At 63.7% G+C, this 26111-nt stretch carries 20 protein-coding genes, 1 tRNA gene and 2 pseudogenes; 14 read left to right on the top strand and 9 right to left on the bottom strand.

Annotated elements, in window-relative coordinates; all coding sequences use genetic code 11:
* Nucleotides 1–243 precede the first annotated feature (243 nt).
* The 8 genes and pseudogenes from QU603_RS01330 to QU603_RS01295 all read right to left on the bottom strand — a co-directional run bounded on the left by QU603_RS01330 (nucleotide 244) and on the right by QU603_RS01295 (nucleotide 12581).
* Nucleotides 244–1277: pseudogene (locus tag QU603_RS01330) on the bottom strand (IS110 family RNA-guided transposase).
* Between the two features lie 331 nt (nucleotides 1278–1608).
* Nucleotides 1609–3207 (bottom strand): DUF5597 domain-containing protein, encoded by a 1599-nt coding sequence (locus QU603_RS01325; RefSeq protein WP_308492703.1) that lies wholly within the window; start codon nucleotides 3205–3207, stop codon nucleotides 1609–1611.
* Nucleotides 3208–3300: 93 nt separating this feature from the next.
* Nucleotides 3301–5169: a glycoside hydrolase family 3 protein gene (locus QU603_RS01320; protein ID WP_370655340.1), complete on the bottom strand. Its 1869-nt coding sequence runs from the start codon at nucleotides 5167–5169 to the stop codon at nucleotides 3301–3303.
* Nucleotides 5170–5343: 174 nt separating this feature from the next.
* Entirely contained in the window at nucleotides 5344–6828 is a 1485-nt protein-coding gene (locus tag QU603_RS01315) for a GH1 family beta-glucosidase (RefSeq protein WP_308492701.1), read from the bottom strand.
* Between the two features lie 50 nt (nucleotides 6829–6878).
* Nucleotides 6879–9254, bottom strand: coding sequence for a glycoside hydrolase family 3 N-terminal domain-containing protein (locus QU603_RS01310; RefSeq protein ID WP_308492700.1), 2376 nt, complete (start codon nucleotides 9252–9254; stop codon nucleotides 6879–6881).
* A gap of 143 nt (nucleotides 9255–9397) precedes the next feature.
* Nucleotides 9398–10303 (bottom strand): carbohydrate ABC transporter permease, encoded by a 906-nt coding sequence (locus QU603_RS01305; protein ID WP_308492699.1) that lies wholly within the window; start codon nucleotides 10301–10303, stop codon nucleotides 9398–9400.
* Nucleotides 10300–11235: a carbohydrate ABC transporter permease gene (locus tag QU603_RS01300; RefSeq protein WP_308492698.1), complete on the bottom strand. Its 936-nt coding sequence runs from the start codon at nucleotides 11233–11235 to the stop codon at nucleotides 10300–10302. Before QU603_RS01300 ends, QU603_RS01305 begins: the two co-directional genes overlap by 4 nt.
* Nucleotides 11236–11246: 11 nt before the next feature.
* On the bottom strand, nucleotides 11247–12581 hold the full coding sequence (locus QU603_RS01295) for an ABC transporter substrate-binding protein (RefSeq protein WP_308492697.1): 1335 nt from the start codon (nucleotides 12579–12581) through the stop codon (nucleotides 11247–11249).
* A 155-nt stretch (nucleotides 12582–12736) separates the two neighbouring features.
* Between QU603_RS01295 and QU603_RS01290 the strand changes: the two genes are divergently transcribed.
* The 10 genes and pseudogenes from QU603_RS01290 to QU603_RS01245 all read left to right on the top strand — a co-directional run bounded on the left by QU603_RS01290 (nucleotide 12737) and on the right by QU603_RS01245 (nucleotide 21769).
* On the top strand, nucleotides 12737–13411 hold the full coding sequence (locus QU603_RS01290; protein WP_308492696.1) for a TetR/AcrR family transcriptional regulator: 675 nt from the start codon (nucleotides 12737–12739) through the stop codon (nucleotides 13409–13411).
* Between the two features lie 453 nt (nucleotides 13412–13864).
* Complete coding sequence (locus QU603_RS01285; RefSeq protein WP_308492695.1) at nucleotides 13865–14482, top strand: hypothetical protein; 618 nt, start codon at nucleotides 13865–13867, stop codon at nucleotides 14480–14482.
* 120 nt (nucleotides 14483–14602) lie between these two features.
* Entirely contained in the window at nucleotides 14603–15304 is a 702-nt protein-coding gene (locus tag QU603_RS01280) for a helix-turn-helix transcriptional regulator (protein WP_308492694.1), read from the top strand.
* Between the two features lie 125 nt (nucleotides 15305–15429).
* Nucleotides 15430–16188, top strand: coding sequence for a hypothetical protein (locus QU603_RS01275; RefSeq protein ID WP_308492693.1), 759 nt, complete (start codon nucleotides 15430–15432; stop codon nucleotides 16186–16188).
* Nucleotides 16189–16219: 31 nt separating this feature from the next.
* On the top strand, nucleotides 16220–17065 hold the full coding sequence (locus tag QU603_RS01270; RefSeq protein WP_308492692.1) for a HamA C-terminal domain-containing protein: 846 nt from the start codon (nucleotides 16220–16222) through the stop codon (nucleotides 17063–17065).
* Nucleotides 17050–19206 carry a DEAD/DEAH box helicase gene (locus tag QU603_RS01265; RefSeq protein ID WP_308492691.1) on the top strand — a complete coding sequence of 719 codons (2157 nt, stop codon included), beginning with the start codon at nucleotides 17050–17052 and terminating at the stop codon, nucleotides 19204–19206. The genes QU603_RS01270 and QU603_RS01265 overlap by 16 nt, the downstream gene beginning before the upstream one ends.
* A 59-nt stretch (nucleotides 19207–19265) precedes the next feature.
* Nucleotides 19266–19634: a hypothetical protein gene (locus QU603_RS01260; RefSeq protein WP_308492690.1), complete on the top strand. Its 369-nt coding sequence runs from the start codon at nucleotides 19266–19268 to the stop codon at nucleotides 19632–19634.
* Nucleotides 19631–20194, top strand: coding sequence for an RES domain-containing protein (locus tag QU603_RS01255; protein WP_308492689.1), 564 nt, complete (start codon nucleotides 19631–19633; stop codon nucleotides 20192–20194). Before QU603_RS01260 ends, QU603_RS01255 begins: the two co-directional genes overlap by 4 nt.
* A gap of 59 nt (nucleotides 20195–20253) precedes the next feature.
* Nucleotides 20254–21524, top strand: a pseudogene (locus QU603_RS01250) (IS256 family transposase).
* Between the two features lie 20 nt (nucleotides 21525–21544).
* On the top strand, nucleotides 21545–21769 hold the full coding sequence (locus tag QU603_RS01245) for a hypothetical protein (RefSeq protein ID WP_308492688.1): 225 nt from the start codon (nucleotides 21545–21547) through the stop codon (nucleotides 21767–21769).
* Nucleotides 21770–21965: 196 nt separating this feature from the next.
* Here QU603_RS01245 and QU603_RS01240 read toward each other — a convergent pair.
* Nucleotides 21966–22056 (bottom strand) — tRNA-Ser (locus tag QU603_RS01240).
* Nucleotides 22057–22174: 118 nt separating this feature from the next.
* Between QU603_RS01240 and QU603_RS01235 the strand changes: the two genes are divergently transcribed.
* From QU603_RS01235 to radA, 4 genes are all read left to right on the top strand, one after another.
* Nucleotides 22175–22684, top strand: coding sequence for a MarR family winged helix-turn-helix transcriptional regulator (locus tag QU603_RS01235; protein ID WP_308492687.1), 510 nt, complete (start codon nucleotides 22175–22177; stop codon nucleotides 22682–22684).
* A gap of 3 nt (nucleotides 22685–22687) precedes the next feature.
* The gene (locus QU603_RS01230; RefSeq protein WP_308492686.1) at nucleotides 22688–23488 is read left to right on the top strand and encodes an SDR family oxidoreductase; all 801 of its coding nucleotides are present in this window, start codon (nucleotides 22688–22690) and stop codon (nucleotides 23486–23488) included.
* A gap of 73 nt (nucleotides 23489–23561) precedes the next feature.
* Nucleotides 23562–24689, top strand: coding sequence for an NAD(P)/FAD-dependent oxidoreductase (locus QU603_RS01225; RefSeq protein WP_308492685.1), 1128 nt, complete (start codon nucleotides 23562–23564; stop codon nucleotides 24687–24689).
* Between the two features lie 50 nt (nucleotides 24690–24739).
* Nucleotides 24740–26110, top strand: a complete 1371-nt coding sequence (radA, locus tag QU603_RS01220) for a DNA repair protein RadA (protein ID WP_308492683.1) — start codon at nucleotides 24740–24742, stop codon at nucleotides 26108–26110.
* Nucleotide 26111 lies beyond the last annotated feature (1 nt).

Raw genomic sequence — 26111 nt, 5'->3', positions numbered from 1 at the left:
GCCATCGACCGTATGCGAACGCAGGACAAGGCTGAAGTTGATAGCGGCGCCGAAAGGATGCTCCGCGAACGTTCTCGGATCCACTCACCATAGAAGTCGAGTCCCGCCCCACGATCTTCCACGACTGCCGGTACAAGACCATCCTCGGAATGGTCGGTCCCGACGAGTTCGAGGCGGCCTACTACGTGGCCCTCACCAGAGAGCTGCTCCCCATATAGAAGCGGCCAAGAACCTGGGATGCTTCTATGTCCTGTCAAGCCCGTTTTCGTGGGCGAGGTGGCGGTAGAGCTGGCGGGCGATGTAGCGCTTGAGCGATCGGCGAATCTCCTTCGTCGTGCGGCCCTCGGCGCGTCGCCGTTCAACGTAAGCACGAGTCGGCGGATGGTGCGACATCCGCGTCAGCGTGATCGATGACAGCGCGCGGATCAGGCGCCGGTCACCACCGCGATTGAGCCGGTGCCGGGTCGTGTTCCCGCTCCAAGCTGGCACGGGGCTCACCCCGGCGAGGACGGCGAACGCCGCCTCGGAACGCACCCGCCCGGGGTGCGACCAGGCTGCGAGAACCACGGCAGCGTTGATGGCGCCGATGCCGGGTTCGTCGAGCAGGGTGGCGCCATCGCTGGCGGCGACCAGCGCCGTGATCTCGTCTCGATTGTCAGCGAGGTCTTCGTCGCAAGCGATCACGCGTTTAGCCAATCGAGTAGATTCACGCCGGGCTGTCGCAGTTGCGAGGTCCTCCTGGCGTGCCCGCCACACCGCGATCGTTACGAACTGCTTCTTGTTCAGGGCGACCCGTGCATCGATGCCCTAATCGACCGTCCGCAACAACGCCATCAAGGCGTTAATCGACCGCGTGCGCTCGAGGTTGACGAGGTCACGGGCACTGATCAGCACCCGCAACGCGGCGCGGATTCCTGTGCCTTGACGCGGGTCGCGGAGCTGTTCGGTGTCGATGCTGAGGACGGAGCGGGCGATGAGTTCAGCATCGATCTCGTCGCTCTTGCCACGACCGCGCCGCTCGCGAGCTGGCGTCGGAAACGACTCCACTACTCGCAAACCTGCGTCCTGGCAGCAACGGGCGAGCCCTGCACCATAGGACCCGATACCTTCGATCGCGACGAGCACATCAGCCAACCCGCCCGTTCGCCGCCCGATCCATGCGACCGCCCTGGACAATCCGGCCGGCGTCGTCGGGAACACTCGCGGTCGATCCTCGCGCCGGTGTGAGCCTCGACGATAGCGAGTGTGTGGGTCCTCGCGTGCGTGTCGATGCCGATGACCTACGCGTATGCGTTTGCAACGATGGTCATAGTGACTGTGATCCTTTCCACGGGGTTGACGTCACTGCTGGCGTCGACCCGGGAATGGTCACTTCGAGGCAGGCCTGTAATGGGCCACGACCGCCGCTAACGGTCGGGCAAGCTTCTGATCAAGCCATCGGAGTGGACGGGGTCGGCGCCGGCGCCCGCCCGGCCGGACAGATCCCAGGAAAGGCACCCTGCCCAAGAGCAGAAGGGCCGGACGATTCACGAGTCACGACCAAACGGAGCACCAGCACCAACCCTGCCAGCCGACCCCAGGCCAGCCACTACGAGACTTACAGACGGTTCAGTACGTGAACAGCTCGATCCGCGTGATGCCCGTGGCGGGAGGTCTTGTGGGAATTGGTCCTCGACGCGGGGGCGCTCCGACGTGAGGATGGACGATCGTCGTGCCTGAGGAAGTCTGGTCACCATTCAGGTGTTGCGTAACGACGAGTTCACCGTCGATGAGATCCAACTCCGATGCCGAAAGGAGGGCAGCTTCATCTCCGGCAGAGGCCACGACGGAGGCTGAGAAGCCGCGCCCGATCAGGTACAGTCCGCGCCCCCCTTCCGAGATGGCGATTCCGTAACCGTGGCTGGGAGTGAACTTCGCGTCGCTGTCGGCAACGCGCAGGTCGATCGTGGCACCCCCCGCATTTACCTGGTGGTGCGGGTTGTGCGCATCGAGGATGAACCCATCCATCAGTGCATCGGGATCATGAGTGGTGAGAACAGCGACGGCCCGCAAGAGCCGGAATGAGTCGGCAATGAGCAGTGCGTCGTCGTCGCTTTCATCCAACGCATCGATGCCGAAGGGTGAGACCCCGGCGGCACGGTATCTCCCGACCGCAAGGAACATCTGTGCTACCCCCATGGCATCGGCGCGCAATTCCGGAACCAGCAGCCTGCCGCGGCGCCCGGCGAACTGAGCGAAAACGCTGTTGGCGTCATCGACGTATGCGTCAACGGCCAGCAAATCCAGGGCCGGTGCCAGCTGCTCCCAGATGGAGGCCACCGAGATGACCGGGCCACCGCTCGGGTAGTCGCCGGGTAGCTTTCCGCCGGACACGGGAACAGTGCCATCAAGAACGCTTTCCGCGTCAAGCCAAGCGTTCACGAACATGGGCACGTCGTGCTGCCGACGCCCGGCGTCGGCCACTCTCTGTGTATACGAAGCAAACGCAGTGGCCATGAACGCTTCGTCCGCTCGCTCCCCGGCGGGGAACACCGTGGCCCAGTCGCCCTGCGTGACGCTTCCATGTGAGATCCACTGGGTATGGAGCGGGGCTGTGCTATCAAGCCGGACCGCGGCAATCACCTCTGCTGGGACCGGTGAGCCGAATGCGGTCTCCGCGAGTGGGCTCCGGTCCCGAGAATCGCCGAGCAGACCCATCTCGTTCTCCACTTGCACGGCGATTACGGTGTTGTCGTTGTCGACCTCTCGGATGCGACGCATCAGAGCTGCGAATGCGCCGGCGTCCGCCTCCCGAGCTTCGACACAGAACGGGCTCACCTGCGCGGCGCGGCGTCCGCCTGTGAGTTCGGACCGAGGAAACCGGCCAAGGTCGAGCTTTACCCACGAAGGTGCATAGGTGGAGGCGGCGTTCTTCCATGTGCCGAACCACAGGGGAATCAGGCGAAGGCCGCGTCTCCGCGCACCGGCAATCATCGCGTCGATCAGTTCAAAGTTGAAGCGGCTCTCCTCCGGCTCGAACAGCTCCCATGAAACAGGTGCGAGGACCGTATTCGCACCGAGACGCATAATGGTGTCGAACGATGAGTCGATGGAACGTGCGGTGCTCGAACTGGAGTTGTGCACTTCCCCGCCGATCACCAAGAATCGACTGCGGTCAACTCCGACTGTCAGGTTTCCGCGGTCCCACGCCTGTCCTATCTCACCCATGTATGCCCTTTCGTTCTGTTCTCTCCTCGTCGCAGTGCGGCGGCCCAGACAGCTTGGTTCAGGTCCGATGTGTGGTCGACGCCAGCTATTCATTTATGAGCTTCGGCTGCTCGACAATAGGGGCGGGGTCCGGTCTCCGATTCGTAGGCCATGCCCCAACGGATAGAGCGGATTTGCCGATCCGCCGACGCTCTCGTGGGAGGCACGCACCGCGTCCATGCTTCGAGGCATCTCGACAGGGAGGTTGCCCCGCGGGGCGACTTGGGCGCTCAACGCCATCATCAGTGCCTCGTCGCTGACGCCGAAGCTCACCGTCATCGCCGACACCACTTCCGCGAGCGATGTGGCAATTGCCGGGCGGTCCAGAGTGATGTCGACGTGAAGTCGGGTAAACCGGGCGAGTTGCCGGAGCCGGTAGATCAGCCCGGGGGAGAAATCGAGGCTGCCCTGATGGAAGTAACTTTCGAGGAAGAGATCGTCGCGAGGCTGGAAGGGCGCCGCGATGCGGACAATGGCGACGTCCGCCAGTTGCGGGTCGTCGACAATCGAACCGTACTTCGCGACAACGTCGGGGTGCATCCCCTCTGTGTAGAGCTTCAGCGCCGGAGGCAGCGGTAGAAGATGACCGCGGTTCTCGACCACAGTGACCGAGGCAGCCTGAGTCTTCAGTCCCGCCCGACGATGCTCTGGAGCGCCCGCGATTCGCTGCGCATTCTCAACGTCGACATACGGGTTGTCGAATAGGCCGAGCTGGAACTTGACGAGAAGCACACGGCGCGCCGATTCATCGATCCGCGACTCGGCTACAAGCCCATCGCCCAAGAGATCGAGGAGCAGTTCCGTGCACTCCTCGCCGCCGAACTGATCTGCTCCCGCACCGAGGATCTTCAGCATCCGCTCGTGCGCGTCGAGGTCTTCAACTCCCCACGCACGTGCTGGAAGGACCTGATTTCCGACGATGTTGTCGTTAACGAGTTCCCAGTCGGTGAGGATCACCCCGTCGTAGTGGAGCCGTTCCCGAAGAAGGCCGGTGAGGATCTGACGGTTGTACCCGAAGCCGACCTCCTCAATCGGTTCACCGTCTACGACGAGACCGACCGGCATCCCGTAGTAGGGCATTATTCCGGCTGTTCCCGCTTCGATGGCGGCCAGGAATGGCCGCAGGTGCAGTTCGAACGCTCCGTCCGCATACACTTGCTCCCGCCCATACGGGAAGTGCGCGTCTTCACCATCCTTCTGCGGCCCTCCACCTGGAAAGTGCTTGGTCACACAGGCGACGCTGTCCCGTCCAAGACGGTCTCCTTGAAAACCCTGGAGATACGCACGTACGTAGCTGGCGACACGCTCGGGGTCCGCGCCGAAGGTCTGAAGCTGTCTCGCCCAGCGCGGTTCGGTCGCCAGATCGACCTGCGGGTGCAACGCCGCACGGATTCCGACAGCGCGGTACTCTTCTGCTGCTCGCCGAGCGAAGTCACGGATGGTCTCGGGATCATCGATCGCGGCCAATCCGAGCGCGTCCGGCCATTGTGAGAACGGGCCCGCAGTGAAAGCGACACCACTGTTCTCTGTGAAAGAGTGTCGTGGGTCGGTGGAGATGGTGATAGGGATGCCATGGGGGGTGCGTTCGGCGAGCTCCTGCATCGCGTTGTTCCAGGTCGCGGCGTCGTGCGCGCTCTTCAGATGGTGGACGTTGAAGTGGTTGATCCGCTTGTCAATCACGACGGTGCTCGTCGGCGACTTGCTGATTTTCCCGGGCCGTTCCAAGATCGTGCCGTTCGGGCCGACCTCGATAACTGTCTGAAAGAGCAACCCGGCCTTCTCTTCAAGCGTGAGGCGTTTGAGAAGATCAGCAGTTCGTTCCTGCGGTGACAGCCGTGGGTCTTCGAACGGGTCCATGACGCCGTTGCCGTTTAGATCACGGTAACGGACGCCATCCGTGCTCACCTTGTACTTGGGATTCATGTTGGTCTCCATCATCGTCTTGCATCGTCGAGCCACTCCGCGTGGGCAACTCTCGCTCCCTTCACCCGCGTCGCAGTCCAGTCCCGGTCGTGGCCAACCGAATGACGACTCAGCCGCAACGCCGACGACGGTGCGGGATCAGCGCTGCTGAGCAGGAGCCAACGACGTTGCCCCTCACAGAGTTGCCGCAGCGTCGAGGCCTTCCCTCTCCGCGTGGGCCTTTTCGCTTGACGGCGTCCGGACGGGCAATGCCCTGGTTGCGCAGAGTTCGGCGAACCAACGGGAGCTGAGCTTGGGCGTGCGTTCAAGCGTCTCATAGTCGATGTGGATCAGCCCGAAACGGGGACCGTATCCGGCGGTCCACTCGAAGTTGTCGAGGAGGGACCACACCAAGTATCCGATGACGTTTGCTCCGCGCTCCACGGCACGAACGGTGGCAGCCACGTGCGCGGAGAGATAGTTCACTCTGTTCACGTCGAAAACGGCCGGGATCCCGTCCACGTCAACAACGGTGTCGCGGAAAGCCGCCCCGTTCTCCATCACCATGATCGGCAGGCTCGGGAACTCCTCCGACAGCGCGACCAAGTGCTCCTCGAGTCCTCGCGGCTCGATTCCCCAGTCCATTCCTGTGCGCGCGAGATCGTCGCGTCGGACGAACTCGATTCGCTCCGACCCTGGAAAGTCGGTACCGCCGTCGCTTTCGGACGCGGGATCGAATGCCGGGTTCGCCCGAACATGCATCACTTCGTAGTAGTTGAGGCCGAGCAGATCGATCGGCTGATGAGCGATCTCCAGGTCCCCGGGTTTCACGAAATCCCAATCGGTGAACTTCGCCGTGTCCAGGATTAGGTCGTCCGGATATTCGCCGCGTAGCATCGGGCCGGTGAAGATCCGATTCGCGATCGCGTCGAATCGGCGCGCGGCATCGGCGTCATCGGGGCCTTCAGGTTCAATTCGGAAGTTGTTGAGTGCCACGGAGATCTGCGCGTCGGGCCGCGTGATCGTGCTTCGCAACGCTTGTACGGCGAGACCGTGAGACAGGTTCAGGTGGTGAGCCGCGGCGAGTGCGTCCGCGTGACTGGTGCCACCGGGCGCGAAGGCGCCGCTTCCGTAGCCCGAGAAGGAGTTGTTCCATGGCTCATTGTGGGTCGACCACACCGCTACTCGGTCGCCCAGAGCCGCTCCGACGATCTCCGCATAGGTCTCGAATGCGTGCGCCGTCTCGCGTCCGCGCCAGCCGCCGTACTTGTCTTCCAAGGACTGCGGCAGATCCCAGTGGTTTAGGGTCACGATGGGTTGGATGCCACGGTCGAGGAGATCATCGATAAGACGCGAGTAGAACATCAGCCCATCAGGATTGACAGCACCCTCACCTGTGGGCATCACTCGCGGCCAGGAAATGGAGAACCTGTAGGCGTCGAGATTAAGTGTCCTCATCAGGTCCAAGTCAATGTGAACGCGGTGGTAGTGATCCGCTGCAACATCCCCCGTGGCACCGCCTTCGGTCTTGCCTGGCGTGTGGCTGAAGGTGTCCCAGATGGACCGGCCTCGTCCCCCGGAGTTCGCTCCTCCCTCCACCTGATAGGCGGCAGTAGCCGCGCCAAGGGTGAAGGAGCGCGGCACGCAGATGTCTCCGGGCTGGAAGAGGTCGTCATACATGGGGTGCGCTTTCACGTCTGCTCGGTGTCCGATCTGTTTTGGTAGAGATTTCACTGCGTACTTCGGGGACGGATGGTGCAGGTCGAATCGGTCAAGAAGACCCGGCTGTGCGTAAGGTCAACGGTGTCGCCAACTACTTCGAGCGTGGCCGTGAGTGGGCGAACCTCAGATGAGGAACCAACCGAGATCCGAATCGGCCCCGGCTCGACGATCCACCGGTCATCTGATGACAGATACGCCAGAACGGGAAGCTGGAGGTTGAAAGTGACCGTCGCTTCCTGACTCGGATGGAGTATGACTCGGTGGAAGCCGGCAAGTTGGAGCGCGGGCCTGGACGTCCCAGTTGCCTCATCCTCGACATACAGCTGGACCACTTCGGTCCCGGGGCGATCACCCACGTTGCGCAGCGTGACGGAAACGTCTACGTGGCCGTCCGGAGACACCTTGTCTCTGCTGGTGACGATGCTCTCGTACGCGAAAGACGTATAGGTCAGTCCATGCCCAAACGGATACAACGGAGTCGCGGCCTCGTCCACGTAACCGCCGTGAACGTCTCCTTCGACTCGCCTGTACCCGCTGCCGTAACGCTGGCCGACATGGATGGGTACCTGACCGCTAGATCGAGGGATGGTATATGGTAACCGCCCCTGCGGCTCCGCCGCACCCGTAAGAATGTCTGCCACCGCGCGGGTGCCGTACTGCGAGCCGAAGTATCCAAGGACGATCGCGTCCAACTCAGGTTCCACATCGCCGAGGGCAGCCTGCCGGCCCGAGAAGATGACTCCGACGGTCGGCTTCCCGGTCTCGGCGATCGCTCGGACAAGTCGGCGCTGAGACTGTGGAAGCCTCACATCAGCAGCATCAGCGCCCTCTCCTTCCGTCCGTTCGGCGAAGAACCACCGCGCCAACCCACCGAGCGCGAGGATAACCACGTCCGCTCCGCGCGCAATGTTGACCGCGTCCGCGATCTTGTCCTCCCCGCCGTTGATGTCGCAGCCGTCAGAGGTGACAACTTCAACGCCGGGGAGCGCCGCCCTCAGAGCATCCACGAGAGAGACAGCACCATACTGAGTGCGCGCGTAGTTATCCTCATCCATGTTCAGCAGGTCACCGATTTGGCTATCTACGTACGCGTCTACGGGCGCAAATGTCCCGAGGTCGTCCACCCCAACCATTGAGCTGTCCGCGCCGGCCCGCAGGGCTCGGGTGAGCGCGATGAAGGACGGGAACGTATATGGTGCGAACGCGGCGCCGACCAGTTCCGAATGCGGTCCGACGACTGCGATTCGATGGACGTCCGCCAGAGGCAGGACCCGTACGTTCTTGAGCACGGTGATCGACTCTCGGGCGAGCTGCTGTGAGAGGCTGTCGCCCTCGGTGGCGATTGACATGATCGGGCTGGCGTCTTCACCGACATACGGGTTGTCGAACAAGCCCAGCTGGAACTTGTGGATGAGCACTCGGAGCACCGACTCGTCCACGAGGGACTCGCTGACGTCGCCAACTCCGATCGCCTCGATCAATGCGTCACCATAGCCATACGGAGCAGGAAGCTCGACGTCGATGCCTGCATGCAGGCCGAGTACGGCGGCTTCGCGCGCGTTTCGGGCGGCCCGGTGATGGATTACGAGATTCTTGATCGAGCCCCAGTCGGAGACAACGGTGCCTTGGAAGCGAAGTTCGCCTCGCAGAAGGTCCCGGAAGATCCGTGGGTCCGCCGCGGCGGGGACGCCGTCCCATTCCGCCAGCGAGTTCATCACCGAATCCAGGCCAGCCAGTTCGATCGCGGCCGCGAACGGCCGAGCGTAGACCTCGCGCAACTCCCGCGGCCCCAGTTGAACTGACGCCATGTTCAGTCCCGCCTCGCTCATGGCGTAACCGAGGAAATGTTTGCCAGTTGCAATCACGCCGTCCCCGAGGTCGTCACCGCGAAGATGACGCGTGAACGCGACTCCGAGGGCGGAAACCAGGTACGGCTCCTCCCCGTAGGTCTCGTGCACTCGGCCCCAACGCGCGTCACGCGCAACATCCAGAAGCGGGGACAGGGCCTGGTGGAGGCCGACCATACGCATCTGTCGCCGCGTAAGGTCTGCCATCTGCGCGATACCTGCGACGTTCCAAGACGCCGCCAGCCCGATCGCCGTCGGGAACGGGGTGAACGACGGTGCATTCACGCCGTTCAGCGCCTCGATGTGCATGATGGCAGGGATACCCAAGCGCGTCTCCTCGACGAGATATCTTTGGACCTCGTTGTTCAGGCGTGCCAGATCTGCCGCTGTTGCGGGGAACCCACCCATGTGCGGCTCTATATAGCCGATCCCGTTGGCAAGCTTCCCCTCGGCGACGTCCGGCCGGATGCCCCGCTCATCGAAAAGCATCGTCGGTATAAGCGAGCTCAGTTGCGCGACCTTCTCGGTGAGGGTCATGCGGCCAAGTAGCTCCGCGGCGCGAGCGCGAGGATCCGTCACGGACATTCCTTTCATAGTGGGTTGTTGGTCGACCGGCGAAGAAGCATCGATGTGGCAATCGGACACGCGGGCGCGAGCGCGACTAGCGCAGCAGTGCGCCGTCAGCCCTTGATCCCTGAGGAGAGTGCTGATCGGATGAAGTAGCGCTGAGCCACGAAGAAGATCAGCAGCACGGGCAGGATGTACAGCACCGCAGCTGCGGCTTGGATCGTCGGGATGGTGTTCCCGTTGGGGTCCTGATAGAACGCAGTGATGGCTACGGCCAGCGTCGTGTGGTCCAGATCCAGCAGCAACGCCGGCGCGATGTAGTCTCCCCACGTCCATGTGAACTGCAACAGGAACGACGTAATCAGCACCGGCCGCGACAGCGGCAAGAAGATCGTGGCGAAGATCCGGAACCAGCCCGCTCCGTCGATGATCGCTGCGTCTTCAAGTTCTTTAGGCAGCGCGGAGAAGAACTGCCGGAACAGGAACACCAGGTACGGCGAGGCGGCCAGCCCCCACAGAATCCACGGCCAGTAGGTGTTGATCAGTCCGATCTGGGCGAACATCGTGTAGGTCGGCAGCAGCGTGAGGATCTGCGGGATCATCATGGTCGCAAGCAAGACGAGGAAGAGGGTCTTCTTGCCGGGCGCACGGAGGCGTGCAAATCCGAAGCCCACCGCGGCGCTCGAGAGTGTGATCAACACCGAGTAAGTGGTGGACAGGAACAACGAGTTGCCTGCATACCCGACAAAGTTCATATCCGTGAGCGCGGCGACGAAGTTATCCCATTGCGCCTGCTTCGGCAGAATCTGGATCGGCAACGACGCCCATTCGGAAGGGGTCTTCAGCGCTGCGAGCACCAGCCATACGAATGGTCCGACGAAGAAGACCATCAGCAAGAGAACCAGAATGTAGGTTCCGGCACCGGGCCGCTTCTTCATCCGCCGACCGGCCCTCGGCCTGGGCGAACCAGAGCGAGCCATCTGCACCTGGGTCTCAAGAGGGATCTCTGTGGTGGTCATCCCTTGGCTCCTTCACGTTCGGCTTCGATATCGACCTCGTAATAGACCCAGAAGCGGCTCGATCGCATGATGAGGAGAGTGAAACCGAGAATGACGATGAAGAACACCCACAGCATCGCCGAACCGTATCCGAAGCGGTTGCTGAGGAAGAACTCCTGGTAGACCTGCACCATGAACAAGGTGGTGCTGTCTGGTACGCCGCCGACGGCAGATATCCCTGCGGCGTTGGTGAGAAGCAGGGGTTGGATGAACACCTGCAGTGCGCCAATCACCCCGGTGACCACCTGGAAGAAGAGGATCGGCGAGATCATCGGGATCGTCACGTGGCGGAAGACCGTCCATCGGTTCGCTCCGTCGACGGTCGCCGCTTCCTCCAACTCAACGGGCACTCCTTGCAGGGCGGCGAGCATAATCAGCATCCCGCCGCCGAGTCCCCACGACATCACGATGATCAGCGAGTAGAAGACCACCGGGTCCACAAGCCATCCGATCGGATCGACCCCCACGATTCCGATGATCGCGTTGAGGATCCCGGAATCCTTGTTGAAGACGAGCTTCCACATGATGGCCATGGCGACGACCGGAACGACCGAGGGGAGGTAGAAGACGGTGCGCCAGAGCCCCACCGCCCTTAGCCGGCGGTTGATGAGAACAGCAAGGCCCAGCGAGCCACCGACAGTGAGCGGCACGACGATGGCAGTGAATGCCAGCGTCCTCACCAGTGCCGCCCACATGTCGCCGTCGCTTAGGAGCTCGACGTAGTTACGCAGCCCCACCCACTTGAACTTGGGTGAACTGCCGTCGAAGTTCGTCAGGCTCACAATGAAGCCGTACACCATGGGCGCTGCGGTGAGCAGCAGGAATCCTACCGCCCACGGTGACACAAACGCGTAGAACGTTCGCTTCGGGTATCTGCTCCATTTGCGAGCCATCTGTCGTCTACCTAGCCGATCTGCTCGACGCCCTGCTGGAGCGCCTCGTTCAGTTCATTGGTGAGCTGCGCACCGGCTTCCTTGACCGTCAACTGCCCCTTGATGGTGCGCTGGAGGTACTTGTCGATGGTGTCCTGGAGAAGACCCGCGCTGATGTAAGGAGAGTCCGGCAACAAGTGCGTGTGCTGAAGCTCATTCTTCGCGACTTGGTACGCCTGCTTCTGGTAGGGAAGATTCTGCGGCAGCAGGCTCTCCAGCGACTTCAGGCTTGGAAGTCCCCACCCGCTGGAGGCACGATCCTTCGCCGGCTTCCCTGCCATGTAGTACTCCATGAACTTCCAGGCTGCATCCTTGTGCTTGGCCTTCGAGGGGATCCATAGCCCGGCGCCGCCGAAGCTCATCGGGACTTGGTTGTCCCCCATGGTGGGAGCGGGCGCAAAGCGGATGGTCGTCATCGCATCATCGGCGGCGAAGTTGCCTCCGAACCAGTACCCATCCTGGGAGATGGCCATCCGGCTTGCGGCGAAGGTCGAGTAGTCCGACCCGTCCGGCAGCGGGTTCAGGGAGGTGGGCCCGGCTCCGGACTTCCCGTAGTCGGTGAACCACTGCAGCGCGCGCTGGGCGGCTGGAGTCGTGAAGTCGATCTTCGTGAGATCACTGTTGAATAGACTCGCGCCTTGCGACTGGACCATAGCAGAGATCGGTCCGTACAGAGTCCATGCCCACTCCATGCCCAGGCCATAGACCTTGGTAGTGCCGCCTTCTACGACAGCAAGCTTCTTAGCGATGTCCAGCAACTTGTCGTAGGTGATCGGTTCGGTGTCGCTGAGGTATGGGACGTCGGCCTTATCGAAGAGCGCCGTGTTGTACCAGAGCGCGTTGTCCTGGCTCCAGTCCTTGACGATTCCGTAGATCGGTCCTTGGCCGCTCTTCTTGCCATCCCAGCGGAACGCATCGTTCACGGGCTGCAAATCGCCCTCGTGGAGAACGTCACTCTTCTTCAGGTACGGTGTCAGATCGGTGGCGAGCCCACGAGCGTTGAAGTTGGCGCTGCCGACGGCATTGCCAAAGGTGATGTCGGGCGGGTTCCCGGAGGCGAGCATCGTGTTCAGTCTCGCCTGGTCGTACAGGACGACGTTGATCTTGATCCCCGGGTTCTCCGCCTCGAACGCAGTGATCTGCTCTTTGCTGAGGTCGTTTGCCGAGACCATGACATCGAGCGTCGTCTTCCCCGAACCGTTGCCGGCGGCGCCGCCGGCGGTGCAACCGGCGAGCAGCGCAGACGCCCCGACAAAGGCGCCCAGGACGAGGGCACCTCGCCGGAGTCTCCGTGCGTGTGTGGACATGTCTACCTCCTTGTGAACATGGCGTGGCCACATGAAGCCACCCTTGGTGAAGGACACGATACATCCAATCCGGAACAGTTGCTACATTTTCATCAGGGACCATTTCAGATGAGGTGACGCGCCGGAGGCACCTCCAGATGGGTAGGATCGCGAACATGACTGGACCACGAAAAGCGGGGGTCCGAGGGCCGTATGCGAAGTCAGCACAGCGCTCTAGCGACATTCTCGACGCCGCGACGACCGTATTCGCCACGCACGGGTATCACGGCGGTTCCCTGCGTGACATCGCGCGCCAACTGGACGTGGGCCTGACCAGCATCGTTCATCACTTCGGAAGCAAGGATGAACTTCTTGTCGCCGTTCTCGAGCGGTCTGATCGAACGACGTCCGGCAACGAGGAGTTTGACTTCGATGCCGTATGTACGGCTCGCGGGGTCGTTCCAGCCACCCTCGAACGAGTGAGGTCTAGCGTAGAGCGACCTGAACTCCTCAGGCTCTTTGCGATCCTCGCCGCGGAGTCTTCTGCCCCCAGCCACCCGGCACATGAGTGGTTCGTGGACCGGTACCAACGCAAGGCGAAGGAGCTCGCGGAGGCATTCTCGTACGACCAGGCGACTGGCCGCATCGTTCCCGAACGGAACGCACAGCTACTGGCTCAACTCTTACTCGCGACATGGGACGGCGTTCAGCTGCAGTGGCTCATCAACCCGGCAGTCGACATGGAGCAGGCCATGAGGCTGTTCTTCGAGTCGGCGCTGCCGGAGGCAATGCCCGCTGTCGATGTCACCCCTGTGATGACAACCACGCGTGACGGGAACCACATCGACTGACGAGTCGATCACCAACGGAGGGCGCGAACCTGCAGGACTGCCGCCCTACCGCGCCACAGCGCGGCGGTTGTCGTCGACGGTGGTGGCGATTCGGTTGATCGGCTGCCGCCCCGCAGTGTTGCGCAACGCGTCATTTCACGATTTCGATGCGGCTGGCCGAGCTTGGATCCGCGGGCACTAGCAGGGCGTCCCGCCCGAGCTCGCGGCCGCAGCGAGCTTCTCGGGTATCTGCACATCGTCGGTCAGCCTCACGAACTCCATTTCACATCATGCGGCGATAGGTCAGCGCGCCTGGCGCACAGACTGCGCCTCTGCAGCCTCGCGTCCCGCTGTGATCGAAGTACACCGAGCCGCGGCAATCACCGGTGAAACCGGTACTCGGCCGTACGCGGATCCAAAAGCGATTCCGTTCGCGTCCCCGACGATGTCGGGAGATCTCGTCAAGATGAGTCCATGGCACGAACCCCGGCGATCCGCTTCGCCTTCCGCATCAGTTGTGGGGAGAACGCGGGCCTCGGCATCGGCCAGTACAGGGTGTGGTGTCACGCCGACGACACGTACATCGCGGACGCCGGGGTGACGTCGTGGAAAGTGTCGTTGCATGGTGACGTGGCATGGCGGATGGCAGAGACGAGCGAAAGCCACCGATCCGATCAGACTCGCCTTCCGCGCAGCACGGACCGAGCGCCGTGGAAGTTCACACCTACCGTTTTCGAGGACGGGCAGCGGCTCGCGTTCGTAGTGGCTGCTACGCGTGGATCCCTGCGCCGTCACGATGCGCCCGAACGGTACGAAACGATCGAGGTGCGGGACAGGTGGGACGAGCTGACAAAAGCCAATGTCTGGATGACACAACCAGGTGTATCCGTGCCGGCGTCAGACTTGCGCGTCGGACCAGTGCTTGACCTTGCCAACGGCAATCGCGTATGGGTCACACCCGGCCGCGAGCCGATCGAAGCGATCACCCCGGAGCCGCCCCCAACCAGCGGAATCGTCGAACCGCAGGTCCCCGAGAAGGATGGTGTCACGGCGCCCGGCGTGATCCTGCGCGGACTCAACGTGCGCTACTAGAGCCTGATCCACAACCGTGGTGGCGTCCCGTCCCAGTGGATCTTTCTCGAGGCCATGCGCGACCGGGACGCGCCCGGCGATATGTTGCTTATAAGCAACGGTAGCTCTACTGTTGTTCAGATGAGCGTGAATGCAGCTTCTCTGGTGTCAGAGATCCGAGCGCGCAGGGAGCTGTCGATGAACACCCTTGCGATGCTGGCTGGCGTGCCCGCTTCAACGATTAGTCGCATCGAGTCCGGGAAGATCGACCCCACACTCTCCATGCTCGATCGGATCGCCGATGCAGTTGGGTACTCGTTGGCGCCGGCTTTGGCCGAGTCGGGCGGCGATGAACCGTTCGCGAGGGCATTGCGGAAACTCGAAGAGGTCGATGCGAACGAGAGGCGCGCGCTGATCACACGCTTCCCGGCTGTCGCTCTTCTGGCTCCGGTGGCGCGCCGGACGGGAGCTGTTCGAGTCGACGTCCAGCGAGGGCTGAAGGAACTGCTGTCCCTCCTCGAGCACAGTGACCAAGAGGTCGTTGTGTCATCGCTGGAAGCGCTAAGCGACGAGACCGATGTCGCACGGTCATTCGTACCCGTGGTGTATGTGACCGACCCGTCAGCCGTTTCCGTGCTTTCCGCGGCGTCACCGTCATCTCCCCAAGTCGCGTTCCTCCTCCCAATCACTGACAACGTCCGGAGGTTTGCGCGGGTAACACCGAACGGTGCGATGGTTACACCGGAGTGGGGACTGCTCGACGCGCTGGCGTCACCAGGGCGTCAAGCAGACGTTGCGCGATCAGCGCTCGACGCTTTGATTGACGCTGCGGCGGCCGCATGAATATGAATCCGCCGCCACTGACACCGCGGTCCGTCGGTGATGCCCGGTATGGCGCCGCGGCCTCAAGACGACTGCTGATCGACACGATCCACGCACTGGCGGAGTTCGGGCCTTCTGTGACTGTCGTGGGCGCTCACGCGGTGCATGTGTGGGTGGAGCGTGCATGGGGTGCGGTAGAGATGGAGGCGACCCGGGATGGCGACGTCGTCCTCGACTCTGTGTTTGTCGCCGAGTCCCCGAAGCTGCTTGAGCTGATGGAGGGCATAGGCACCGCACCCGCCCTACCCGACCGACCCGGCGTGTACGGCTATGTGTCGGAGTCCGAACTTCCATTCGCCGAGCGTGTGACGATGGGCCTGATCGTCCCGGAAGCCTATGCCGGCGCAGGTCGACGCGCCGCACGGATACCGGGACAATCGGGCGCAGCGTCCCGTGCTGTCGGCCTGGAACTCGCGCTGTGGGACCGACACCTCACGACTTTCGCGACCGTCGATGACCCTCCACACAGCGCCGAGGCCTACGTCGCCGGTCCGGCAGCGTTGCTGATCGCGAAGGCGCACAAGGTCCACGAACGCGCACTCCAAGTCCACACGAGACCTGACCGGCTGCGCCCGAAAGACTCCGGCGACATCGCCCTCCTCATGATGGTCGCCTCACCCTTCGATGTCGCCGACACCCTCGCCACGAACATCGAGGACCACCCAGAGATCGAGCAAGCAGTGTCCGATGGCGCCCGCTACCTCATCGAGCGCTATCAGCCGAAAGACTCAATCGTCCGGTTCCATGCCGCCGACGCACTCGCCGCCAGATTCGACGAGGCCACGGTGCACGAGGCGGTCGACACGTGGATCACGGCCTTCTCACAAAGCTGGCTCGGTCGATGACACGACGAGACAGTCCCCAAGACGGTGCGGCATGAGCTCGCCAGTCCTCAGAGTTCGGTATCAGATCGCGGATCACGTTCCCGGAATCACGGTTGTCTGCCCGGGCTACGAACAGACAGCGTGGCGCGGAGAGGACCTGGCCTCCGACTTGCTGCAACGCCACCTCGCTTCTTTCGCTTTGAGCTACACCGAGTACGCAGCGATCGACGGTGATACCGCGGGCAGATCACTGAGTCGCGCCGCACGAATCGTGTACAACACCGACAAGTACCAGCGCCGCGGCGAGTTCGGCGAACTGATTCTGCACGCCATCGCACGCGACTTTTTCGGTGCGCAACCCGCGGTAAGCAAGATCTACTACAAAGACAGCGCGAACGACACGGTGAAGGGCTTCGACAGCGTGCACATCGTCGAGATCGAGGGCGAGGTGAGTCTCTGGCTGGGCGAGTCGAAGTACTACTCCGACCTCACCCGCGCAATACGCGACGTGACCGCCGAACTCACGCTCCACTTTGAGTCCGGCTTCTTGAAGCGCGAGTTCATCGCCATCACCAACAAGCTCGATCCGAACTGGCCGCACACCGCGACAGTCGCCCAGCTCCTCGACTCGGCGAACAGTCTGGACGAGATCATCGACTCGATCGTCGTCCCCGTGCTGGTGACATACGAGAGCCCCACTGTGAACGGACACGATGTCGTAGACGAGGAGTATCTTCGCGGACTGAGAGAAGAGGCGGATGACGCGTTGAAGCGGTTCGGCGAGCAGCTGAATCTACCCGTGCGGCTCACGATCCAACTAGTTCTCCTGCCCCTGAATGACAAAGCTGCATTGACGGAAATCTTCCACAGAAAGCTGAAGGCATGGCAGGAAGTGTGACGACCGCGACGGCGGGCGCCGGCGACGAGGTCTTCCACGAACTTCAAGAGATCGCTCGCCTCACGCGGTATCCGGATCAGGAGGGAGAGGGCCGCGACCGGCTCATCCGGTTCCTGGATCAGTATTCAGGTGTGTCCGCGGAACTTCCCATCGTCGACTCCCTCTGCGCACGCTTCGGTCTGTATCCCTACATGTCGCCTGTAGCGCTGCCCGACGAGGCAAGCGCGCTCGCGCTCGAATACCATTCCCCTCAGTCGCTTGCGAAGCTAGGTTTCACGTTCCACGCCCAGCAACAGCGCATCTACCAACGCCTCATGGACGGACATAGTGTCGTGCTTTCTGCGCCGACCTCCTTCGGCAAGTCCGTGATCGTCGACGCGCTCGTTGCCTCCCAGAAGTGGCAGAACATCGTCCTGCTCGTCCCGACGATCGCCCTCCTAGATGAGATCAGACGACGACTGTCGCACCTTGGCACCGGCTATACGATCGTGACCCACCCGGCGCAGGAGTGGGGTCAGCGGAATGTCTTCGTGATGACTCAGGAGCGATTCCTCGAGCTCCCCGAGTCCCCGCCAGTCGGATTGTTCGTCATTGACGAGTTCTACAAGCTCGGCTCTGCCGAGAAGGAAGGCACCCGCCGCTCACTTCTCAACATCGCCTGGAGCCAACTACGCGCCACCGGTGCGCAGTACTACCTCACGGGCCCCAACATCGACTCGCTGCATGAGGACGTGGACTCCGATCTGCGAGAGAACCTCGTCACGACCGATTTCAAGACCGTCGTCGTCGAACTCGAAGATCGCTCGCACATCGAAGAAGGCGTCGCACAGCTCGAGGATCTCAAGACGCTGCTCACCGCGGAAAGCGAAGAGCAGAACCTCGTCTTCGTCGGGAGTCCTCAGAAGGTGGCCAACCTCACCAGCGAGGTCGTCGGCGTGAAGCGCGGTGACCTGGTCGACCAGCTCGCGGTGTGGGTCGCGGAAAACTATCACCCCGATTGGTACGTCGTTCACGCTCTGCGCCGAGGGATCGGTGTACACACGGGTCTGCTTCCCCGCAGTCTGCAGCGAGCCACCGTGCGCCTGTTTCAGCGCGGGGACATCGGACTACTGATCTGCACGTCCACACTTATCGAGGGCGTGAACACGGTTGCCAAGAACGTCATAATCTTCGAGAAGGCGATCGATCGCAAACCCCTGGACTTCTTCACTTTCAGCAACATCCGTGGCCGCGCGGGAAGGATGTTCCAGCATTTCGTCGGCCACGTCATCACGTATTCCAAGCCACCGGACGACTCTGCAACCGAGGTGGACATACCCATCGAGACGCAGTCGTCTCTCGCAGCCCTCTCGACCTTGATCCAACTGCACGAAGACGATCTGAGCGAAGAGTCCCGTGAACGTCTGGCCGCTGTTCTCGAGCAGAAGGTATTGAGTCTCGACACTATTCGGAAGAACAAGGGCCTGGATCCCGAGCGTCTGGTCGAAACTGCATCTGAGATCGTCAGGATGAGCGCCGATCAGCGCGACCTGTTGGCGTGGACCGGTGTGCCGTCGGCGGCGCAAGCCCGCCAGGTGCTCGAGCTTGGATTCGACAGCCTGCTCCAGTCACACCAGCGTCGCGGTATGAACTTCAACATGCTCTGGGGAAGGCTCCAGGCAGCACGCGTCTCTGGAGGCGACATCCGCGAGATGGTCGAGCGTCAACTTCCCTATGCGCGTCCGGGGCAGACGCCTAGCGATGTTGTCGACGATGTCTTGAGATTCCAGAGAAACTGGATGGGCTTCACCATTCCCGCGATGCTCCGAGGGGTTCAATCCGTGCAGTCGGAAGTCCTGGGCGAGCATGGCCTCGCCCGTGGGAACTATGAGTACTTCTTGCGAGAGGTAGAGGGTCTCTACCTGCCAAACAACCTAGCTGACCTTGAAGAGTACGGGCTCCCACTTCCACTCGCGAAGAAGCTTGTCCAGTACGGGCTGAGGGGTGATGATCTACCCGCGATACTGGTATCGCTCCAGACCGTCGCCGCCAGTGAGGGCACACGTCGCGCACTGAGCGAAGTCGAGCTCTGGTTCCTCGATGATGTCGTGGGGGGCCTGCTTCAAGAAACACAGCCGCAGACATCTGGCAGCAATCCATAAGTAGCTCGATGCCGCCCTAGCGGGATGAAGGCATTTGCTACAGCCGTTTCGCTAGCGGTATGGCTACCACGGTTCGACACGATCAGCGGCCAGGACTGCGTGCACACGAAGACTCGATCCGCCTCCCGTTCGCTGAGCTCGTCTCGCAGCTGCGAGACATCCTCGGCGTGCGTGTGGTCGCCTACATCGGTGGTGTGAAGTCGTCGCGGTCGGTGTCGACGTGGGCCGAGGGCGCAAGCACGCCAGGCGAAGCGGACCAGCAGCGACTACGTAACGCGTTCTACGCCGCGTCCCTGCTACGCGAGAGCTATGACGCAAACCCCGCGCTGAACGACCAAGCGCCGGCGCAGGTGTTGCGCGAGGGCGACCAGATGAAGGCGGCACGCGATGTGATCACCGCGGCGAAGTCGTTCGCGCACATCGGATGACGCAACCCGATCTCGAGATCGAGCCCTCCGACGATCTGGGCGACGTCTGGCGGGTCGGCTTCGGTTCCAACATGTGGGCGTGGACGCCCTGGAATTACGCCGACGACGCTGGCCGCTTCAGTGGTCGGTGGGACGACCAGAGCGGCGAGTTCCGGACGCTCTACACCGCCGACAGCCTCCTGGGCTGCTTCCTCGAACTGCTGGCGCAGTTCCGGCCCAGTCGATCCCTGCTCAACGAGCTCGACCAGATCGAAGATGACGACGGCAGCGTGGCGAACTTCCACGAGGCCGCCATCGGGGCAGTGGGATACCGGTGGGTCGGTTCAGCTCGGCAGACCGGTCGCTACTGCTACATCACCCACTCGCGAACCATCGCAGCCCTCATCGCGCACTACCCGTTCGCTGATCACTGCCTCGCAGCAAGCGACGTCGACTCTGCCCTGCTAAAGGAAGCGCGTGACCGCGAGCTGACGCGTTCGATCGCACGATGGCTGTTCAACCTGGGTGCGTCTCTTAGCGTGGTGTCAATTCCCGCGGGGTCCTCGAGGTTGTTGACGTAGATGGGTCATCGTGGGAGACCCAGTCTGTTTCCGCCAAGAAGCAAAGAAGAGATCCCACGATGACCCACACCCAGTCTGCCCTGACGACCCTGATCGCAGAAGTTCTTGCCGACCCCAACGTTGCCCATTCGGACGTGTTCCGTCGGATGCTGCAGGCCGGGCTACAGGATTTGATCGACGCGGAAGCGACTGTGCGAATCGACGCTGCGCCGCATGAGCGTTCGCCGGAGCGGACCACGCGCCGCAACGGGACGCGCCCGAAGGTGCTCGCGACCCCGGCCGGGGAAGTCGACCTTCAGATCCCGAAGCTGCGGGAGGGGTCATTCTTCCCGAGCTTGCTCAACCCGCGCCGCCGGGTCGACAAGGCGCTCTACGCGGTGATCTGCCAAGCGTGATCGACGGGGTCTCCACGAGGAAGGTTGAGCAGCTGGTCCGGGCCCTGGGCAACGACACCGGCATCAGCCGGTCCACGGTCTCGCGGATCTGCGGCGAGATCGACGAGTCGGTACAGGAGTTCCTACACCGACGAATCGACCACACCTGGTTCCCCTATCTGTTCCTGGATGCCACCTACCTCGACGTCCGCGTCCGCGGCCACGTCGTCGTCTCCCAAGCCCTCGTGGTCGCCACCGGCGTCAGCGGTAAGGGACGTCGCGAGATCCTCGGGATGGCGCTCGGTGACGCCGAGACCACCGACTTCTGGACCGAGTTCCTCCGTAGCCTCCGTGAGCGAGGGCTGAAGGTCGCCACCGACGCCGACGCGTTGGGCGTAACCCTGGTCACCAGTGACGCGCACGCCGGCATCAAAGCCGCCGTCAAGGCGATCCTGCCTGGATCCGGGTGGCAGAGATGCCGCGTGCATTTCGCGCGGAACGTCACCCAGAAACTCGGTTCGGCCCGCTCGAAGCCGGTCAACGCGCTGATCTCCACGATCTGCGCGCAGACCAGTCCCGAAGCCGTGACCGCCCAGTATCACCAAGTCGCCGACAGCCTCCGCTCCTCGTTCCCCGAGATCACCACGATGCTCGAGGCCGCCGAGCCCGACCTGACGGGCTTCTCCGTGCTGCCACGGGAACACTGGCAGAAGGTCTGGTCCAACAACCCGATCGAGCGCCTCAACCGGGAGATCAAACGCCGCGCCGACGTCGTGCAGATCTTCCCCGACCGCGACAGCGTGACCCGACTCATCGGCGCCGTCCTCCAAGAGCAGCACGAGGAATGGCAATACGGCGAACGCCGCTACTTCTCCGACACGTCGATGCGCAAACTCGTGCACACCCTCAACGCGCACGCCGAACCCGCACGCCCCGACCTACTGCTCACCGCCTGAGTGACACCACGAGATGGGACTTGACCTTCAACCTCAGCGACAACGGAGATGACCTCGTCGACGGTGTGCGGTTCAACTCCCGTCACGGTGATGAGATCCGCGTGTGGGCAGTGTTCGAGCGCCCGAACGACCCGCCACGCAGCCCCAAACTCGAGCTCACCAGCGAGCCAACACGGGTGACCCCCAAACTCGCTGAGCTGCAGGAGGCGTTCCGCCGGTTCGGTCTGCATTGGGATGAGAGCTGACCGCGGACACCTTACGCCGAGATGCCGGCTGCCGACTCTGCACGAAGCTTCGCCCGGTTCGGACGTGGCGGAAACCCGTGATCTGCAAGGTCGGAACCGGACGTTGGAGATGGATCGAGGCCCCTACCGTGGGAAAGTGACTATTCGTCAAACAAGCAGATCAGCGCCTCTAAAATGAGACGCTGACCTGGGCTTCTGGCGGTGACGGTGGGATTTGAACCCACGGTAGGGGGTTACCCTACACAACTTTTCGAGAGTTGCACCTTCGGCCGCTCGGACACGTCACCGCCGTCAAGTGTACGTGACGATTCCGCACGCCGCCAACCGGACGCCCACGCGGCGACGGCCGACGCGGCACCGCCGTAACCAGTTGTTATAGGCAACTAAACATCGTAGACTCGAGACATGTCGGCATCGGCATCCACCGTCATCTTGACGGCGCTCACGCGATTGGCCACCCAGTGGTCGTCGCCGCAGGTGCAGGCGCAGTATGCGCGATCGGCCGGCATCCGCATCGATCCCGGCGACATCCCCACGCTGTACGTGCTCGGCATGCAGGGCAGCCGTCGCGCCGCATCGCTTGCCGACGAGCTCGGGCTGACCCGCCCCACGATGAGCAAGAAGCTGCAGCGCCTCGAAGCGGCCGGCTTCATCGCCCGCTCCCCCGATCCCGCCGACGGCCGCGCGGCCACCGTCTCGCTGTCCGAGTCGGGAGAGGCCGCATACGATGCGCTCGTCGCGCGAGGACTGGCCGCGACCGACGACGCGCTGCGCGAGTGGGCGCCGGCCGACCGCGCACTTTTGGCCGACCTGATCGACAGATTCGTCATCGACATGGGCGTCGAGGTTCCCGTCATCCGCAGAACCACTGCGGACGCACCACGCGGCGCACGCCGCTCCCACAAGGAGGAATGAGCCATGGCTCGCACCTACGTCGTCACCGGATCGGCTTCGGGCATCGGAGCCGCCACCGCCACGCTTCTGCGCGATCGCGGCGAGCGCGTCATCGGCATCGACCTGCGCAACGCAGACGTCGAAGCCGACCTGTCCACACGAGAAGGGCGGGTGGATGCCGCGGCCCGCGCCACAGAGCTCGCCGACGGAGCGATCGACGCGGTCATCGCCTGCGCGGGAATCGCCGCACCGATCGCCGCCACGATCTCTGTCAACTACTTCGGCGTCGTCGAACTGCTCGAGGCCCTGCTGCCGGCCCTGCAGAAATCCGACGCACCGCGTGCGGCCGTCGTCTCGTCGATGGCCTCGCTGCAGCAGAATTCACCCGAGATGGTCGAGGCTGCCCTCGCCGGCGACGAGCTCACAGCCCGTGAGATCGCGCAGAAGCTCGCCGATCAGGGCCCGCAGATCGGCTACCTGGTCTACCCGTCCAGCAAGCGGGCGCTCAGCCGGTGGGTGCGTCGCGCCTCGATCTCCGACGACTTCGCCGGCCACGGCATCCCATTGAACGCCGTCGCCCCCGGCACGGTGCTCACGCCCATGACCGCCAAGCTGCTGTCGACCCCGGAGGGGGTCAAGATGGTCGATGACAGCGTTCCGATGCCGCTGAACTCCCACCAGCCGCCGGAGTCGATCGCGAACCTGCTGATCTGGCTCACCAGCGTCGAGAACACGCACATGGCGGGCCAGGTCATCTACGACGACGGCGGCGCCGACGCAACGCTGCGCGGCGACGACATCTGGTCGTGGAACGACGGCAGGTAGGCGCCCGCCGCGCGGTCGAGGGCGGCCCCGACCCCCTCGCCCGCGCGATACGCTGACGCCGGAGGTCGATCGCATGGCGGCACGTGTTCTGATCGTGGGCGCCGGATTCGGCGGGCTCGAAGTGGCGGCGAGCCTGTCGGAGCGCTTCGGCGACGACATCGAAGTCACCCTCATCGACCGGTCCGAGCATTTCGTGTTCGGCTTCGCCAAGCTCGATGTGCTGTTCGGCAAACGCACCGTCGACAGTGTGACGCACCCGTACGGGCGCATCGCCAAGCCCGGCGTGCGGTTCGTGCGCACCGAGATCCGCGCCATCGACCCCGGGGCACGGCGGGTGACGACGGATGCCGGTGTCTTCGATGCCGATCACCTGGTCATCGCCCTCGGTGCCGACCTGGACCCGGCATCCACCCCCGGTCTCGCCGAGCACGGCCTCGAGTTCTACTCGAACGCCGGCGCTTTCGCCGCCCGCGACGCGCTGGCGGCGTTCACCGGCGGAAGAGTGGTCATCGGTGTGGCTGCGACCCCGTTCAAGTGTCCGCCGGCGCCGAGCGAGACCGCGCTGCTGCTGCACGAGTACCTGACCGCGCGCGGCCTGCGCGCGGCATCCGAGATCGACCTCGTGATGCCCCTGCCGTCGCCGGTGCCGCCGGTTCCCACCGCCTCTGATGCGCTGCTGCGCGAGTTCGCCGAGCGCGGCATCCGGTGGCACCCGAACCGGGCCATCTCGCGCGTCGATGCCCATGAGATCGTGTTCGAGGATGCCGCGACCCTGCCGTTCGACCTGTTCCTGGGCGTGCCGCGCCACGTCGCGCCGCCGGTGCTCGTCGAGGCTGGGCTGGCCGAGAACGGCTGGGTTGCCTCCGACCCGGTGACGCTGCAGACCGGCCACCCTGACGTGTACGCGATCGGCGATGCCGCCGATACCGGTTCCCCCAAGGCGGGCGCTTTCGCCGAGGGGCAGGCGGCGGTCGTCGCCGATCGGATCGCCGCGCGCATCGCTCACGCCGACAGCACCCGTGAATACGACGGCGGCGGCGCGTGCTACGTCGAGTTCGGCGGACATCGCGCGGCCCGCGTGGGAGTGACCTTCGCGGGCGGCACCTTCGACGACGCCAGTGAGAGCCTGGCCTCGGTGAAGGACGACTACCGCGTCTCGCGCATCCAACGCTGGATCGGGGACCCCGTTCCCGCATCGTGAGCGACCGCCGCCCGTCAAGGGATGTCGCAGCTCGGGCATAGCCTCGAAGCATGGTCACAAAGCGCTCCACCGCCTCCCCGTATCGCTGCACGGAGTGCGGGTGGACGACGCTGAAGTGGGTCGGCCGGTGCGGCGAGTGCCAACAGTGGGGCACGGTCGTCGAATCCACCGAGTCCACGGGCATCGCCGCGCGCAAGGTCTCGCCGCTGGCCCCGTCCGCCGGCCGCAGCGCGCAGCCCATCACGATGATCGACATCGCTGCGACGCCGCGGCGCACGAGCGGCATCGCCGAGTTCGATCGCGTGCTCGGCGGTGGTGTGGTCCCGGGCGCGGCGATCCTGCTGTCAGGCGAGCCGGGTGTGGGCAAGTCGACGCTGCTGCTCGAGGTGGCCGCGCAGTCGGCGCGGGCGGGCCGCCGCGTGCTCTATGCGAGCGGTGAAGAGTCCACAGCGCAGGTGCGCCTGCGCGCCGAGCGCACGGGCGCGCTGCACGACGAACTGTTCCTGGCCAGCGAGACCGACCTGGCCACGATCCTCGGTCACATCGACGAGGTCGAGCCCGACCTGCTGATCGTCGACTCGGTGCAGACGGTGTCTTCGGCGTTGTCCGACGGGCTGGCCGGGCACCCCAGCCAGGTGCGCGAGGTCGCGGCGACCCTGATCCGCGTCGCGAAGGAGCGGTCGCTGCCGGTGGTCATCGTGGGGCACGTCACGAAGGACGGGTCGATCGCGGGCCCCCGCATCCTCGAGCACCTCGTCGACGTCGTGTGCCACTTCGAGGGCGACCGGCAGACGTCGCTGCGCTTCCTGCGCACCCTGAAGAACCGCTTCGGTCCCACCGATGAGGTCGGATGCTTCGACATGACCGGAGCAGGGATCGAAGAGGTCCCCGACCCCAGCAGGCTGTTCCTCGGCAGCGGCAAGCCGGTCGCCGGCACGTGCATCACGATCGCCCTCGAGGGTCGGCGCGCCCTGCCGGTCGAGGTGCAGGCGCTGACCGTCGCCGCCTCCGGCCCCAACCCGCGCCGGGTGGTCAGCGGCGTCGACGCATCACGTGTGGCCATGATCCTGGCGCTGCTGGAGAAGCGCGCCGGCGTCGAACTGTCGAAGCAGGATGTCTACGTCTCCACGGTGGGCGGCGTGCGCCTGATCGAGCCCGGCGCCGACCTCGCGATCGCGATCGCCATCGCCACGGCCCGCACCGAGAAGGCCGTGCGCCACGACGTCGCCGCGATCGGCGAGCTGAGCCTGTCGGGCGAGATCCGCCCGGTCGCCCAGGCCGCACAGCGGCGGCACGAAGCGGCGCGCCTGGGCTACCGCACCGTCATCGACGAGCGGGCCGAGTCGATCAGCAGCGCGTTGCGCACCTTGAAGGCGACGGCGATGGCCGCGGCATCCACCGACGGCGTGCCGCAGTTCTGAG

The sequence above is a fragment of the Microbacterium terrisoli genome (assembly GCF_030866805.1).
GTDB lineage: Bacteria > Actinomycetota > Actinomycetes > Actinomycetales > Microbacteriaceae > Microbacterium > Microbacterium terrisoli.
The sequence above is the reverse complement of the archived record's forward strand: the minus strand, read 5'-3'. Positions and strand labels throughout refer to the sequence as shown.

Coding starts and splice junctions, on each gene's coding strand:
- QU603_RS01325 (WP_308492703.1), bottom strand. CDS start 3,207: ATGGGTGAGATAGGACAGGCGTGGGACCGCGGAAACCTGACAGTCGGA.
- QU603_RS01320 (WP_370655340.1), bottom strand. CDS start 5,169: ATGAATCCCAAGTACAAGGTGAGCACGGATGGCGTCCGTTACCGTGAT.
- QU603_RS01315 (WP_308492701.1), bottom strand. CDS start 6,828: ATGTATGACGACCTCTTCCAGCCCGGAGACATCTGCGTGCCGCGCTCC.
- QU603_RS01310 (WP_308492700.1), bottom strand. CDS start 9,254: ATGACCCTCACCGAGAAGGTCGCGCAACTGAGCTCGCTTATACCGACG.
- QU603_RS01305 (WP_308492699.1), bottom strand. CDS start 10,303: ATGACCACCACAGAGATCCCTCTTGAGACCCAGGTGCAGATGGCTCGC.
- QU603_RS01300 (WP_308492698.1), bottom strand. CDS start 11,235: ATGGCTCGCAAATGGAGCAGATACCCGAAGCGAACGTTCTACGCGTTT.
- QU603_RS01295 (WP_308492697.1), bottom strand. CDS start 12,581: ATGTCCACACACGCACGGAGACTCCGGCGAGGTGCCCTCGTCCTGGGC.
- QU603_RS01290 (WP_308492696.1), top strand. CDS start 12,737: ATGACTGGACCACGAAAAGCGGGGGTCCGAGGGCCGTATGCGAAGTCA.
- QU603_RS01285 (WP_308492695.1), top strand. CDS start 13,865: ATGGCACGAACCCCGGCGATCCGCTTCGCCTTCCGCATCAGTTGTGGG.
- QU603_RS01280 (WP_308492694.1), top strand. CDS start 14,603: ATGAGCGTGAATGCAGCTTCTCTGGTGTCAGAGATCCGAGCGCGCAGG.
- QU603_RS01270 (WP_308492692.1), top strand. CDS start 16,220: ATGAGCTCGCCAGTCCTCAGAGTTCGGTATCAGATCGCGGATCACGTT.
- QU603_RS01265 (WP_308492691.1), top strand. CDS start 17,050: ATGGCAGGAAGTGTGACGACCGCGACGGCGGGCGCCGGCGACGAGGTC.
- QU603_RS01260 (WP_308492690.1), top strand. CDS start 19,266: ATGGCTACCACGGTTCGACACGATCAGCGGCCAGGACTGCGTGCACAC.
- QU603_RS01255 (WP_308492689.1), top strand. CDS start 19,631: ATGACGCAACCCGATCTCGAGATCGAGCCCTCCGACGATCTGGGCGAC.
- QU603_RS01235 (WP_308492687.1), top strand. CDS start 22,175: ATGTCGGCATCGGCATCCACCGTCATCTTGACGGCGCTCACGCGATTG.
- QU603_RS01230 (WP_308492686.1), top strand. CDS start 22,688: ATGGCTCGCACCTACGTCGTCACCGGATCGGCTTCGGGCATCGGAGCC.
- QU603_RS01225 (WP_308492685.1), top strand. CDS start 23,562: ATGGCGGCACGTGTTCTGATCGTGGGCGCCGGATTCGGCGGGCTCGAA.
- radA (WP_308492683.1), top strand. CDS start 24,740: ATGGTCACAAAGCGCTCCACCGCCTCCCCGTATCGCTGCACGGAGTGC.